Consider the following 13,741-nt stretch of genomic DNA (forward strand, 5'->3'; position numbering starts at 1 on the left):
TGGTTCAGGGTTGGCTGTTGCCGCTGCTGCTGGCCTCTTTGGCCAGTGGTGCGGCCAGCGCCGCATTGATGTCGGCGGCGATCGCATCCAGCGCGCTTTCGCTATAGCCCTTGTAGAGCCGGATGATGCGACCGTCACGGCCGATGATCAGCATGTGCGGGATGCCCTGCACCCCGAAGGCTTGTTGGGCCTGCTTGTCGGGGTCGTAGATCATCTGCAGCTTGAAGTCCTTGAGCGCGCGCTTGGCCCGGCGGAAGACATCGCGCGCCTCGGTGTTCACCGCGATCACCTCCAGTTTTTCGCGGCCGACCAGGTTCTGGATGTTTTCCAGCACCGGCAACTCCTTCAGGCAGTAGCCGCACCAGGTGGCCCAGAAGGTCAGCACCACGGCGCGGCCTGAGTACTGGCTCAGCAAGATGGTGTCGCCATCGAGGTTTTTTCCGACGGCATCGGGCGGCAGGTCGCCAGCGCCCGGCACGCTGGGTTTGGCCTGGGCCAGTGGTGCGGTCAGCAGGGCCAGGCACAGCGGCAGGTAGCGAAGCAGTCGCATGAGGGGGCCTCGTTGGAGTCGGCGTGAATGCATGGGGGGCGAGAGCGGTCGATCAGCGATTGTGGATGGCGCGTTCGAAAGCCGGGATGCGGAAGTTCGTGGGGTACACGTCTCGGGTGTGCAGGGCGAATCGCACGGAAACTTGGCCTTCGACCGGGCGGTTGTTGACGCGCTGGGCTTCGAGGACCCAACCCTCAAACGAGGCCTTGGCAAAGCGCCGAACCGACTCCGGCATGCCAGGCAGCATGTGCACATCGACCTTGTGACACAGGCCTTCAGGGCTGACATGGCAGGTCGCTTGCACGCCGCCCTCCCAGCCCGGGGTGCGACGCAACTCGCGCGGGTAGCTCGCCATATAGCGCTTGATGGGCAAGGGTGCCATCGACAGGCCTAGAAACTTCACTTGATCGACTTCGTCCGGCTGGGCCGCCGGCAGCAGCTGGTAGTTCAGTCGCACACCGGTGCGAAAGGTGGCCGGTGAGCCGTCGCTGTCCTTGACCGCCTGTATGCGCGCCGACTGAAGCTGGCGCTTGACCAGATCGGCAAAGGCTTGGGGTAGTTCCGCCTCGTTCGGCAGATGGAAGGCCAGATTGCGCCCGTCGGGGCCAAACAGCACATCGGCCCAGATCTCATAGCGTTGGCCGTTCGCCGCGCTGATCTGGGCCGTGGCGTCGGCGTCGTCCTGAGCCTGGACGGCGCCGGCGGCCAAGAACAGATGGGTGCACAACAGGGCCGACATGCCATGTTTGGAATAGCAACGAGAGCGGGGTGAATGCATGACGGACATGGGTGCTAGCGGCCGGTGGCGGGATCCGCGCATATTCTGCGTCAGCCCAGGCCCTGCCCGTGGCTGGCAGGCATCACCCTGAAGAGGGAGGCGGTGGCGAATCCTCAGCTGCTGCTGCTGCTTTCGGCGGTCTTGGGCCGCCAGCGCCGCAGCAACAAGGCATTGCTGACCACCGACACGCTGGAAAACGCCATGGCCGCGCCGGCCAGCACCGGGTTCAGGAGACCGAAGGCCGCGAGTGGAATACCGACGGCGTTGTAGGCAAAGGCCCAGAACAGGTTCTGGCGGATCTTGGCGTAGGTCCGGCGCGAGATGGCGATGGCGTCGGCGACCAGGGCCGGGTCGCCGCGCATCAGGGTGATGCCGGCGGCGGCCATGGCGACCTCGGTGCCGCTGGACATGGCCAGGCCCACATCGGCCGCGGCCAGGGCCGGCGCGTCGTTGATGCCGTCGCCGACCATGGCCACGCTGCGGGTCTGCCCATCCGGGCCGCGCTTGAGTTGGCTGACGATGTCGGCCTTGTCTTTCGGCAGCACCTCGGCATGGACCTCGTCAATGCCGAGCTGCCGGGCCACCGTGCCGGCACTGCCGCGGTTGTCGCCGCTGATCAGGGCCGTCTGCACGCCCATGGCGTGCAAGCGCAAGATGGCTTGCGCGGCGCTGGGCTTGAGCCGGTCGCCAAAGGCCAGCAAGCCGAGCAGCTGCGGCGCTTCCTGTTCGCTGCGGCCCAGTGCCGCCAGCCAGGACAGGCTGCGCCCTTCGTCCTGCAAGGCGGTGGCGCGCGCCTGCAGCGGCGCCAGGTCCAGCTTCAGCTCGTTCATATAGCGGCTGCTGCCCAGGCGCAACTCGCGGGCTTCGCCCTGCCAGTCCACCTGGGCGGCGACGCCGCGGCCGGCCACGGCCCGCATCTCGCGCGCGGCCGGGATCTGCAGCCCCGCCTGCTCGGCCGCCGCCTCGCGCACGGCGCGGGCCAGCGGGTGCTCGCTGCCGGCCTGCACGGCGGCGGCCAGGGCGAGCAGATCGGCGTGGCCTTCGTGCGCCAGCAAACGCGGCCGGCCCTCGGTCAGGGTGCCGGTCTTGTCGAAAGCCACCAGCTTGAGACTGTGGGCCAGCTCCAAAGCTTGAGCATCCTTGATCAAGATGCCATAACGCGCCGCCACGCCGGTGCCGGCCATGATGGCGGTGGGCGTGGCCAAGCCCAAGGCACAGGGACAGGCGATCACCAACACCGAGACCGCATGCAGCAGGGCGGGCTCCCACAGCCCGGTGCCCAGACCCCAGCCCAGCAAGGTCAGCAGGGCCAGCAGCAGGACCACGGGCACGAACACCGCACTGACCCGGTCGACCAGGCGCTGGATCGGCGCCTTGTGGCCTTGGGCGTCTTCCACCATGCGGGCAATGCGAGCCAGGGTCGATTCCGCGCCCAGGGCTGTGCAACGCAGGCGCAGCAGGCCTTCGCCATTGACGGCGCCGCCGGTCAGGTGTTCGCCGGCCTGCTTGGCCACCGGCAGGCTCTCGCCGGTGATCAGCGATTCGTCGACCTGGCTGCAACCCTCCAGCACCAGGCCGTCGACCGGGATCCGTTCGCCCGGCCGCACCAGCACCTCGTCACCGAGCCGCAGCTGTTCCAGCGGCAGCTCCTGTTCCCGGCCCTCGCGCAGCACGCGTGCGCTCTGCGGCTGCAGGGCCTGCAGGGCGCGGATGGCCTCGGTGGTCTGGCGCTTGGCGCGCGCCTCCAGCCATTTGCCCAGCAGCACCAGGCAGATGACCACGGCCGCCGATTCGAAATACAAAGCCATGCTCATCGGCCCATGGGCCCAGAGCTCGTACAGCGACAAACCAAAGGCCGCGCTGGTGCCCAGGGCCACCAGCAGGTCCATATTGCCGCTGCCGGCGCGCAGGGCGGCCCAGCCGGCCTTGTAAAAGCGTGCGCCCAGCCAGAACTGCACCGGTGCCGCCAGAGCCAGCTGCCAGTAGCCGTTCAGCATCCAGTGCTGGCCGATCAGCATGCCCAGCATGGGCAGCACCAGGGGCGCGCAGAGCAGGGCGGCGATCAGCACCGGCCAGACGCTGGCGGACCAGGGCGGGCCGCTCGCGCCGGAATCCTGGGTGTCCAGCAGGCTGGCTTCGTAACCGGCTTTGCCGACGGCGGCGGTCAGCGTCGCCGCCGTGATGCCTTCCAGCACCTGCACATTGGCGCTTTCGATGGCCAGGTTCACTTCGGCCGTCAGCACCCCCGGCAGCTTCAGCAGTGCCCGCTCGACCCGGCCGACGCAGGAGGCGCAGGTCATGCCCTGGATGCGCAAGCGCCAGGTTTTCAGTTTGAGCGGATAGCCGGCCTGGGCCAGGGCGGCGGCCAGGCTGGGCAAATCCGGTGCACCCGTCAGCACGGCGGTTTCGGTGGCCAGATTGACCTCGGCCGAGAGGACCCCGGTTTGTTTGCGCAGCAAGGTCTCGACGCGGGCGACGCAGGAGGCGCAGCTCATGCCCGAGAGCGGCAAGCGCAGGCTGGCGGAGGAATCAGGGCGGGCAGGGGTGGCATTCATATGCGGCTAGTGTCGCGCCAAGCAGCCCGAGCTGCCCTAGACTGGCAGTCATTGCCCTTTTTGCACCGGGAACCCCATGAGCGAATTCACCCTCCCCGATATGAGTTGTGGCCATTGTGTGGCCGCCATCACCGCGGCCCTGAAGGCGCTGGATCCGCAGGCCAAGCTGAGCTTCGATCTGCCTGCCCATCGTCTGCAGGTCGAAGGCGGCGCGCAGAGCGAGGCCGCGCTGGCCCAGGCTCTGAGCGAAGCGGGCTACCCGCCGGCCTGAGCGGCGCCGGCATTCCTTTCCCTGCAGCTTGCCCCGCATTGCCCATGCTGGACGCCATCAAGCGCGCCGCGGCCGAGGATGAGGGCTCGGTCAACCCGCATTACCTCGACCATCTGGTCGCCACCGCCGAGCAGCGCGAGATCGAGGCCACCGAGGACATCGTCAGCGGCAGCGGCATCAAGCTGCTGGCGCGTGGCAGCAAGATCAGCGCCAGCCTGCGCGATCGCCTGCTGCAGCACAAGTTGCAAAAGCCGCTCGAGCATTGCCTGGGCCTGAGCGAGGGCATCACGCCTCAGCGCTTGAGCGAGCTGGCGCAGGAGCTGCTGCAACGTCATCCGCTGCTGCAGCAGCTGTGTCAGCACGAGCGCGCCCGTCCGGCGGCCGAATCGCTGGGGAAGCTGCCCTTGTCGCCGCCTTTGCAGGCCTTGCTGACCGTTTACGCCCAGCGCGGCCCCGACCGGCTTGAACATGCGGTCGGTGTGGCCTTGGCCGCACTGGGCCTGGCGCGCCGCCTGCTGCCCGGCGACATCGAGGGCCACCGCCTGCTGGCCCGTGCCGGCCTCTTGCACGATGTGGGTGAGCTCTATCTGCAACCCGAGTACCTGCGCCGCGACCTGCCTTTGCATGCCGAGCAGTGGCGCCATCTGGTCAGCCATTCCATCATCAGCCATCGGGTTCTGAGCGGCATTGCTGGCGGCGGCCCGGCCCTGGCCGACTTGGTGATCAGCCACCATGAGCGCCTGGACGGCTTTGGCTACCCGCAAGGCCTGCGCGGCGAGGCCCAGCTGGGTCTGCCGGCGCAGATCCTGGCCGCCGCCGAGTGGCTGGTCGGCCTGATGGAGAGTGGCGCCAGCGCCGTCGTGCACGCCAGCATCGCCACCAAGCTGATCCCCGGCGAGTTCGGCAGCGGTTTGCTGGAGGAGCTGCGCCGGGTCTCGCTGGCCTGCGCCGGGCCCAATGCCCTGCCCGACGAGGCGGCCAGCCTGTCCGATGCTCTGCCCAAGGTGGTGCGCGTCGCGGCCGTGCTGCGCAGCTTCCGCGCCTCGCGCGAGCTGATCGACGCGCGCATGGCCGACGCCAGCCCGGCCTTGCGGCGCATGTTGGAGCTCTTGCTCCACCGCATGCTGCAGCTGCAGACGTCCTTCAGCAGCGCTGGCCTGGACACCGGTGCGCCCGCGAATGTATTCGGCGAGCTGGTCGCGCAAGCCGGCCCGGTCAAGGTCGAAACCGTCTCTCTGGTGCGCGAATTCAGCTGGCGCATGCGCGAGCTGGAGCGCGAGTCGCTGATGCGCGCCAGCCAGTTCAGCGCCGAAGATCAGACCTTGTTGCAAGGCCTGATCGACACGCTCAAGGCCGACCTCAGCCCTTCTTGATCAGCAGGGCCGGGTCGATCGGCAGCTGGCGCAGGCGCACGCCGGTGGCGGCAAAGATGGCGTTCGCCACCGCCGGCGCCAGGGGTGGCGTGCCGGGTTCGCCGATGCCGCCGGGCGCTTCTTGGCTGGCCACCAGATGCACCTCCACCTTCGGCATTTCGCTCATGCGAACGACCGGGTAGTCGTGGAAATTGCTCTGCTCGACGCGCCCGTTCTTGTGCGTGATCTTGCCGTAGAGCGCGGCCGAGAGACCGTAGCAGATGGCACTCTCGACCTGATGCTGGATGGTCAGCGGGTTGACCGTCTGGCCGCAGTCCACGGCTGCCACCACGCGGTGCACCTTGGGCGCGCCGTCCTTGCCCACTGAGACCTCGGCCACCTCGGCGACAAAGCTGCCAAAGCTCTCAGCCACGGCGATGCCGCGGAACACGCCCTTGGGCAGCTTCTTGCCCCAGCCGGCCTTGGCTGCAGCCAGGCGCAGCACCGCTTGCATACGCGGCTGCTTGCCCAGAGCCGCGAGGCGGAATTGCAGCGGGTCGGCGCCGGCCGCGTGGGCCATTTCGTCGATGAAGCTTTCCAGGAAAAAGGCGTTCTGTGAATGCCCCACCGAGCGCCAGAACCAGACCTGCGGGCCGGGCTCGGCGCGGCCATAGGCGATGCGCAGATTGGCGATGTCGTAGGGCTGGTCGGCCAGGCCCTCCACGGCCATGGAGTCCACGCCGTTCTCGGGGATCTTCATAAAGCCCGAGGCCGCCATGATGGACGGCGAGCCCACATCGGCGCGCAGCATGGTGGGCCGGCCCTGGGCGTCCAGCGCGCCTTCGAACTGCACCACCGAGGCGGGGCGGTAGAAGCCGGCGGCCATGTCGTCGGCGCGGTCGTAAATCAGCTTGACCGGCCGGCCGCTGATCTTGGACAGCAGGGTCGCGGCAATGGTCACATCATGCGCAAAGCGGCGCCCGAAGCCGCCGCCCAGCAAGCTGGTGTTGACCTTGACATTGGCTTGCGGCACGCCGGCCACCTGGGCCACCACCATCTGTGTCGGCCCGGAGCCTTGGGTGCCGGTCCAGACCTCAGCGCGGTCGGCCTGCACCCAGGCCAGGCAGTTGAGAGGCTCCATGCAGGCATGGGCCAGATAGGGCACCTCGTAGCGCGCGCTCAGGGTCTTGGCGGCCACGGCGGATGCATCCTTGAGATTGCCCTGGTCCACCGCCACGGCCGAGGCCTGCTCGGCGCCTTGCAGCAGCAGGGTGCTGACCTGGGCCGAGGACAGCGTCGCCTGCTCGGGCTTGGCGCTCAGGTCCCATTCCAGCTTGAGGGCCTGGCGGCCTTGTTGTGCGGCCCAGTAGCCTTGGGCCAGCACCGCCACGCCGAAGGGCAGGGTGATGACCTGCACCACGCCTTTGACGGCGCGTGCTGCCGCTTCATCCATCTGCTTGGGTTTGGCGCCCTCGAAGGGCGCGCGCGACAGCACGGCGATCACCATGCCCTCGACCTGGGCGTCGATGCCGTAGCGGGCCGTGCCATTGGTCTTGGCCGGTGTGTCCAGGCGGCGGGTGGGGCGGCCCAGAATCTTGAAGTCGGCCGAGGCCTTGAGTTTGGGCGCGCTGGGCACGGGCAGCTGCGAGGCCGCGGCGACCAGGGCGCCGTAGGCCACTTTCTGTCCGGCCGGGCCCAGCACATGGCCGCGCTCGGTGCGCAGCTGGGCGGCGGGCAGCTGCCACTGGGCCGCTGCGGCCGCCACCAGCATCTCGCGAGCCGCGGCACCGGCCTGGCGCAGCGGTGTCCAGTGGGCGCGCACCGTGGTGCTGCCGCCGGTGGCCTGCATGCCGAACATGGGGTTGTTGTAGCGGCCATCGGCCGGCGCCTGCTCGACGCCGACCTGGCGCCAGTCGGCGTCCAGCTCTTCGGCCAGCAGCATGGGGATGGCGGTCAGCACGCCCTGGCCCATTTCCGAGCTGCCGCAGAGCACGGTGACGCGGTTGTCTGGCGTCAGGCGCAGCCAGGCATTGGGGGCGAAGGTGTTGCTGGCGGCTTGCGCCTGGGCGCGGCGCGCGGCCAGCGGCAGGGCGAAACCGATGCTCAGGGCGGCGGCGCCGCTGGCGCCGGCCTGCAGCAGCTGGCGGCGGTTCAAGGTGGCGGCCTTAGGGCTTTGGGTCTTGTGCATCTCAAGCTCCCTTCTGGCTGAGCGTGGCCGAGGCGTCGTGGATGGCGACCCGGATCTGCTGGTAGGTGCCGCAGCGGCAGATATTGCCGCTCATGGCCTGGTCGATGTCGGCGTCACTGGGCTTTTTCTTGGTCGCCAGCAGGGCGCAGGCGCTCATGATCTGGCCGCTCTGGCAGTAGCCGCACTGCGGCACATCGAGCTTGACCCAGGAGGCCTGCACGGCACGCCCGGTCTTGCTGGCGCCCACGCCTTCGATGGTGGTGATCTTCTTGCCTGCGGCGGCCGACAAGGGCGTGGAACAGGCGCGCACGGGCTGGCCGTCCAGGTGCACGGTGCAGGCCCCGCACAAGGCCATGCCGCAGCCGAACTTGGTGCCGGTCAATTGAAGGTCTTCGCGCAGCGCCCACAGCAAGGGCATGTCGAGGTCGGCGTCGAGTGTGGCGGCCTGGCCGTTCACGGTCAGCTTGATGCTCATGAGGGGCTCCTGGGGCAAAAGATGGGGCAAAAGACGGGGCGTCCGGGCACGAAGACCCGGTGGGGGCGTCGCGCAGCTTACACAGAGCCGGACTTTCTTGCTTGCCTGTCACACCATGCCGGACGCTCGGTCCCCAGCGCTGGGATGAAACCCCGGCGCCGGTACAGCAAAACCCCGCTTGTGCGCAGGGCGCTCAATTACAGTGGCGTGCGAGCCCCCAGCCGCGGCCGGTCTGGCCTTTGAATCCTGTCGCTCGGAGTCGCCGATGTCTCTTGAAACCCCGCCGCTGCCCAGCCTGGATGGCTCCTCGCCTCGGCACGGGTCAGCTTGGCGCCGCTGGGCCCTGCCCCTGGCTTGGGTGCTCTTGGCCTGGACGGCGGTCAGCCTGCTGATGGCGGCCACCCTGTACGCCGATGCGGCCCGCCGCGGCGGAGTCGATGCGCCCTTTCAGGGCCTGGTCGACTCCCTGGCCAGCGTCGGTCTTCTGGCCACCTTCAGCTGGCTGCTGTACTTGGTCTTTGAACGCTGGCCGGAGCGCTGGATGCGTGCGCGCTCGATGGCTGGCCTCTATTTCATGAGTGTGGTCCTCATGGTGCCGTTGGTCATCAGCGCCAAGCTGCTGTCGGTGATGACGCGGATCGGCAAGCCCTGGCACCTGCTCGGCGGTCTGCTGCTCAAGCAGGAGGGCGTGCTCTGGTGGTTCGAGACCATGATGATCACCGGCACCTTTGCCGCCGTGGTGGGGGTCAGCGTCTGGCAACGCAGCCGCCGCCGAGAGCAGGCCTGGCAGGCCGCGCAGAGCGACAACTTGCGTCTGCGTCTGGCCTTGCTACAGGGACAACTGGAACCACATTTCCTGTTCAACACCCTCAACGGCATCTCCTCCTTGGTGCGCGCCGGCGAGCGCGGCCAGGCGCTGTCGGCCCTGACCCGGGTCAGCGAATTGCTGCGTTATGCCTTGCGCGTCAGCAAGCGGGATTGGGTGACGGTGCAGGACGAGCTGGACTTTGTGCGCGAGTACCTGGCGCTGCAGAGCTTGCGCTTTGGCGACGACTTGCAGCTCGATTGGCAAATCGCCGCGGCCGACTGGCAGCAGGCAGCCTGCCCGCCCTTGTTGTTCCAGCCCCTGGTAGAGAACGCCATTCGCCATGGTCTGGAGGCGGGCGCTGGGCTGGGGCGGGTAACGATCGCCCTGCGTACAGAGGGCGCTCGTATCGAGCTGCGCATCGAGAATGCGCTCGGCGACAGCCCCAGCAGCCAGCGCGGTCATGGCGTTGGCCTGAGCGCCACACGCGAACGCCTGGCCATGCTCTACGGCGCCGCAGCCGGGCTGCAAACCCACCAGGAACAGAGCCGTTTTGTCCTAGAAATGAGCCTGCCATGGCGGGAAGTGAATGATGAAGATGTGGAACGCACTGATCGTTGACGACGAGGCCTTGGCGCGCAGCAATCTGCAGCTGGCCTTGGCCGAACATCCGCAGTGGCGCTGCGTGGGTGCATGCGCCAGTGCCGCCGAAGCGCGCGTGGCCCTGGCGCAGCGCGAGGTCGACCTGCTCTTGCTGGACATTCAGATGCCGCGCCAGAACGGCCTGGCCTTCGCGGCCGAGCTGGCCCAACAGCCCTCATCGCAGACGCCCTTGGTGGTTTTCGTCACCGCCTACGACGAGCATGCCTTGAGCGCCTTCGATGTGTTCGCGCTCGACTACCTGCTCAAGCCCTTCGACGACCAGCGCTTTGCCGCCATGCTGGGCCGGGCCGAGCAGTGGCTCGGCCTGCAGCAGGGTGCGGCCCTGCAAGCCGAGGCCATGCAGGCTTTTGTGCGCGAACAGCAAAGCCGCGCCGCCGGCGACGGCCTGCCGGAGCTGCCCGTCCTCAGCGTGCGGTCGGTGGGGCGGGTTGAACGCATTGCCGTGGCCGAGATCGAGTGGATTTCCGCGGCCGGCAATTATGTGGAACTGCATCTGGCGCCAACTGCATCTGCGGCGGCGCGCGTGGTCCTGCATCGCTCCACGCTGGCCGCGCTGGAGGAGAGACTTCCGCGTGGGCAGTTCCAGCGCGTGCACCGAACGGCTCTGGTGCGACCCGAGACCTTTGCCAGCTTGGCCGTCACGGGCGACAGCACTTACGCACTGAGCTTGCGTTCGGGCGAGGTGGTGCCGGTCAGCGAGCGCTTTGTCAAAGAGGTGCGGGCGCGCTTCGGCTGAAGCAGGCGTCCTGTGGGGCTCAAGGCCTTCCTTCGGTCCCACCTCAGCCTGGGCGCAGGCAGGCGCTCAGGCCTTCGACAGGCGTCGGACAGGCCGCAGGGCCTGTCCTCGGTCCTGTCTTAGAACTTCACGTCGTAGGAGACGGTGAGCTTGACGGCGCGGGCGGCGGCGGTGGCGAGGGTGCCGTTGGCGGTGGCATCCACGGCCACCGACCGGATCACATTGCGGTCTTCGCGCACGGTGATGGCTTGCTGGCGGTTCAGTACATTGAACACATCGACCTTCAGGCCCAGGCCCTTCAGAGCACGCGGCTGGTAGCTCAGGTTCAGATCCAGACGCTGCTCCATGGGCAGATTGCCGATGGCGCCGCGCGGTGAGAGCTGGCCCTCGCAGTAGTGGAAGTTGTAGGACGGCGAACCTGCGCCCTGCCCAGGGGCGGTCGTGTAGGTGTTCAGGCAGCTGATGGGGCGGCCCGAAGCCAGCACTGCGGCACCACCGACGGTCCACTCGTCATTGAACTGGTAGAAGCCATAGGCCTTGAGCTGGTGGGTGCGGTGGTTGGCCAGCGGGCCGTAGGCGCCGATCATCACGTCGCCGTTGTCCCATGTCTGGGTGGCGGCCACATCGGTCTGCGCCACATCCGACAGCGTCTGCCCTTCGGTGTTGCCATAGTTGCGCGACCAGGTGTAGTTGACCTTGCCGTACCAGCCGTTGCGCAGCGCGTGCTCCAGGAACAGGTCCAGGGCCACATAGCTGCGTTTGGCCTTGGGCAGGCCCATCTCTTCCGGCGTCAGGCTCACGCGGTGGTACTTCTTGCCGTCACCGGCGAAGTCCACATCGAGATCGACCTTCTCGCCCGGGTTGACCGAGGCGCAGTTGAAGCCGGGGTAGTTCGAGTTGTCCACACCATTGGCCACGGCCCAGGCGTCGATCGGCGTCTGGTCGCAGTAGTCGTCGATGGTCGAGCGCAGCTTGCGGTAGGTCAGGCGGGCACCGAAGGCCAGGTCCTTCTGCAGCGCCTTTTCGAAGCCGAGGACGATTTCGTCCTGGTAGGTCGGCTTCAGATTCGTGGCGGTGATCTGGCGCACGTCTTTGCGCTGACCCAGCTCGTTATTGGCCGAACGAGGTTCGGACACCTGGTTCAGGCCGGTCGGTGCACCGGTGGTCGGATCGATGCCGGTATAGCCGAAGATCTGGCTGGTGCCTGTTGAAGGGCTGGCTCCACGCACGGCGAGGTGGGTCGGGATCTGGATGAAATAGCGGCCGGCCGAACCGAAGAGCTTGAGCGAGCCGTCGCCGTTCACGTCAAAGGCGGCCGCTAGACGCGGGGCGATCTGGTTCTTCTGGTCGATGAACTTCTCGTTGAAGTGGTTGCGGTTGTTGTAATCCTCCTTGCGGATGCCGGCCGTCAGCAGCAGCTGCTTGTTGACCTGCCAGCGGTCTTCCAGATAGAGCGCGGACTGGTCGGAGTAGGCATCGGTCAGGTCATCGAACAGGGCGCGCACGACGTAGAAGCCCTGCTTTTGCAGCGCGGTCGGCGCCGGGCCGCCGGTCAGCAAATTGAAGGTCTTGCCGGCCAGGCGCACGGCGCTGGGGTTGGGGGCCTTCACGAAGCTCCAGGTGCCGCCACCGGCGGTGAAATCACCGGCAGCCACCGAGCTCAGCTTGTTGTCGTCGATGCCGGCGCGCAGGGAGTGGCTGCCCAGCTGGTATTCGACGTCGATGCGCTTGCTCTTGATGGTGTCATGCGCGTCCTTGCCGCTCATCAAGGAGCCCACCAGAGGGTTGGGGTTGAAGTAGTTCAAGCCGGGCGCCTGGGTGCCGGCCGGGAACGTGACGCCGAACAAGGCTTTGGCCGGGTCGTAGATGTCGGCGCCGGCGATGCCGTTGAAGTGCTTGACGCGGCTTTCACCGACCAGGGCGGTGACGGTCAGGTCCGACGTCAGGTAGCCGGTGTACTTCAGGATGTTGACGTCGCCGCCATCGGGGGTCTGGCCGGCGATGTTCTTGTAGTTCAGGGTGATGGGCGCGCCGGCTACGCGGCTGAAGGTGCTGTAGTCATAGCCCGAGTAGGTGCTGTCGCGGGTGGAGTTGTCGCGGATGGCGGTCAGCTCCAGGCGGTGTTCGTCGCTGAGGTTCCAGTCCAGCTTGGAGAACAGACGCTGGCTGCGGTCCTTGTCTTCGGTCCAGCCCCACTTGAGCACCGAGGCGTTGTCGGTCGACAGATTGTTCAAGCGCACGCGGCTGTTCTTGTTGTCGTTTTGCTGGGCCGCGATGAAGAGGAAGAGCTTGTCCTTGATCAGCGGGCCGCCGACATAGGCGCCTACTTCGGTCTTGCTCAGGCTGTCATCGGCGCGGAAGCGGCGCAGCTGGCCGTCGGTCTTGGCATTCACGGCCGCGCCCGTCGTCGGGTAGTTCAGGTTCACGCTCTTGCCGCGCAGCCCTGCCGGCTCGGTGCTGAACATCACACCGCCTTCCCATTGGTTGCTGCCGCTCTTGGTGATGATGTTGACGACGCCGCCCACCGAGCGGCCGAACTCGGCGCCCATGCCGCCGGTCAGCACCTGCAGTTCCTGGATGGCACCGAAGGGCAGCTCGCTGGCGCCCAGCTGGGTGAGGGGGTTGGTGACCGGGAAGCCGTTGATGTAGGAGGCGTTCTCCGAAGCCGCGCCGCCGGCGAAGCTGGAGCCGCCCGAGTAGCGGCTGTCGGCCGCCGTGGTGTTGGGGGCGAGCAGCACGACGGCGGTGACATTCTTGGCCACCGGCAAGGCGGCCAGCTTCTCGGCCGAGAAGCTGGTGCTGCTGCTGGTCTTGGTCACGTCGATGACCTTGCGCGTGCCGGTCACCAGCACCGCTTCCAGGGTGTTGCCGGCGTTGGCAAAGCTGATTTCCTGGTTTTGGCTGGCGGACAGTTCGATGTCGTCACGCGTTTCGACGACCTTGCCATCGCGCAAGAGCTGCAGGCGGTAGCTGCCCGGCGGCACCGAGGCGAAGTTGAAGCGACCGCTGGCATCGCCGGGCACGCTGCGCTTGGCGCCGGTGGCCTTGTTCTCGAGCTGGATCACGGTGCCGGGAGCAGCGCTGACCGTGCCGTAAATGGAGCCGGCCGTGTTGGACTGGGCCAGCACGGGCGCGGGCATGCTGAGCATCAGCACCGCGCTGCCGAAGGCCAGCGCGAGTGAGCGGGCCAGGCTTGTTTTCTTGTACATGGGGAATGTCTCCGAGGGCTAGAAGCTGGTGGAAAGGTTTTGAGAGCTCCACACCCGGCCGCAATGCGCTCGGCCTGCAGGGGTGGGATGGCGCGACTCTAGAAATCGCCGCGCTCCCTGCTGTTTGGCAGTGACGAAGGTCCGCTCTGCTGACGCCGG

10 protein-coding genes are annotated in these 13,741 nt (G+C 67.4%); 4 read left to right on the top strand and 6 right to left on the bottom strand.

The annotated features are described in order from the left end of the window. Positions 1 to 4 precede the first annotated feature (4 nt). The 3 genes from LNV28_RS14015 to LNV28_RS14025 form a co-directional block, all read right to left on the bottom strand. A complete protein-coding gene (locus LNV28_RS14015; protein WP_263519069.1) occupies positions 5 to 550 on the bottom strand; it encodes a TlpA disulfide reductase family protein in 546 nt (181 codons plus the stop codon). Between the two features lie 52 nt (positions 551 to 602). Beyond that, a complete protein-coding gene (locus tag LNV28_RS14020) occupies positions 603 to 1,328 on the bottom strand; it encodes a hypothetical protein (protein WP_263519068.1) in 726 nt (241 codons plus the stop codon). 113 nt (positions 1,329 to 1,441) lie between these two features. After that, positions 1,442 to 3,883, bottom strand: a complete 2,442-nt coding sequence (locus LNV28_RS14025) for a heavy metal translocating P-type ATPase (RefSeq protein ID WP_263519067.1) — start codon at positions 3,881 to 3,883, stop codon at positions 1,442 to 1,444. A gap of 76 nt (positions 3,884 to 3,959) precedes the next feature. Between LNV28_RS14025 and LNV28_RS14030 the strand changes: the two genes are divergently transcribed. Further along, positions 3,960 to 4,154, top strand: coding sequence for a heavy-metal-associated domain-containing protein (locus tag LNV28_RS14030; RefSeq protein ID WP_263519066.1), 195 nt, complete (start codon positions 3,960 to 3,962; stop codon positions 4,152 to 4,154). A 44-nt stretch (positions 4,155 to 4,198) separates the two neighbouring features. Then, positions 4,199 to 5,527, top strand: a complete 1,329-nt coding sequence (locus tag LNV28_RS14035) for an HD-GYP domain-containing protein (protein ID WP_263519065.1) — start codon at positions 4,199 to 4,201, stop codon at positions 5,525 to 5,527. Here the strand turns inward: LNV28_RS14035 and LNV28_RS14040 are convergent. Both LNV28_RS14040 and LNV28_RS14045 read right to left on the bottom strand, forming a co-directional pair. Further along, positions 5,514 to 7,694: a xanthine dehydrogenase family protein molybdopterin-binding subunit gene (locus LNV28_RS14040; RefSeq protein WP_263519064.1), complete on the bottom strand. Its 2,181-nt coding sequence runs from the start codon at positions 7,692 to 7,694 to the stop codon at positions 5,514 to 5,516. The genes LNV28_RS14035 and LNV28_RS14040 overlap by 14 nt on opposite strands. Position 7,695: 1 nt before the next feature. After that, positions 7,696 to 8,169: a (2Fe-2S)-binding protein gene (locus LNV28_RS14045; RefSeq protein WP_263519063.1), complete on the bottom strand. Its 474-nt coding sequence runs from the start codon at positions 8,167 to 8,169 to the stop codon at positions 7,696 to 7,698. A 265-nt stretch (positions 8,170 to 8,434) separates the two neighbouring features. Between LNV28_RS14045 and LNV28_RS14050 the strand changes: the two genes are divergently transcribed. Both LNV28_RS14050 and LNV28_RS14055 read left to right on the top strand, forming a co-directional pair. Then, entirely contained in the window at positions 8,435 to 9,595 is a 1,161-nt protein-coding gene (locus LNV28_RS14050) for a sensor histidine kinase (RefSeq protein WP_263519062.1), read from the top strand. Then, positions 9,573 to 10,373 carry a LytR/AlgR family response regulator transcription factor gene (locus LNV28_RS14055; protein ID WP_263519061.1) on the top strand — a complete coding sequence of 267 codons (801 nt, stop codon included), beginning with the start codon at positions 9,573 to 9,575 and terminating at the stop codon, positions 10,371 to 10,373. Before LNV28_RS14050 ends, LNV28_RS14055 begins: the two co-directional genes overlap by 23 nt. A gap of 119 nt (positions 10,374 to 10,492) precedes the next feature. On the opposite strand, the gene LNV28_RS14060 is transcribed toward LNV28_RS14055, so the two are convergent. Further along, positions 10,493 to 13,582: a TonB-dependent receptor gene (locus LNV28_RS14060; RefSeq protein ID WP_263519060.1), complete on the bottom strand. Its 3,090-nt coding sequence runs from the start codon at positions 13,580 to 13,582 to the stop codon at positions 10,493 to 10,495. Positions 13,583 to 13,741: the final 159 nt, after the last annotated feature.

This window comes from Paucibacter sp. DJ2R-2 (genome assembly GCF_025717675.1).
In the GTDB taxonomy this organism is placed as follows: domain Bacteria; phylum Pseudomonadota; class Gammaproteobacteria; order Burkholderiales; family Burkholderiaceae_C; genus Paucibacter_A.

Bases quoted from the DNA above. Each gene is read 5' to 3' on its own strand.
- LNV28_RS14035 (WP_263519065.1), top strand. From the start codon at position 4,199: ATGCTGGACGCCATCAAGCGCGCCGCGGCCGAGGATGAGGGCTCGGTC.
- LNV28_RS14055 (WP_263519061.1), top strand. From the start codon at position 9,573: ATGTGGAACGCACTGATCGTTGACGACGAGGCCTTGGCGCGCAGCAAT.
- LNV28_RS14045 (WP_263519063.1), bottom strand. From the start codon at position 8,169: ATGAGCATCAAGCTGACCGTGAACGGCCAGGCCGCCACACTCGACGCC.
- LNV28_RS14025 (WP_263519067.1), bottom strand. From the start codon at position 3,883: ATGAATGCCACCCCTGCCCGCCCTGATTCCTCCGCCAGCCTGCGCTTG.
- LNV28_RS14050 (WP_263519062.1), top strand. From the start codon at position 8,435: ATGTCTCTTGAAACCCCGCCGCTGCCCAGCCTGGATGGCTCCTCGCCT.
- LNV28_RS14020 (WP_263519068.1), bottom strand. From the start codon at position 1,328: ATGCATTCACCCCGCTCTCGTTGCTATTCCAAACATGGCATGTCGGCC.
- LNV28_RS14030 (WP_263519066.1), top strand. From the start codon at position 3,960: ATGAGCGAATTCACCCTCCCCGATATGAGTTGTGGCCATTGTGTGGCC.
- LNV28_RS14015 (WP_263519069.1), bottom strand. From the start codon at position 550: ATGCGACTGCTTCGCTACCTGCCGCTGTGCCTGGCCCTGCTGACCGCA.
- LNV28_RS14040 (WP_263519064.1), bottom strand. From the start codon at position 7,694: ATGCACAAGACCCAAAGCCCTAAGGCCGCCACCTTGAACCGCCGCCAG.
- LNV28_RS14060 (WP_263519060.1), bottom strand. From the start codon at position 13,582: ATGTACAAGAAAACAAGCCTGGCCCGCTCACTCGCGCTGGCCTTCGGC.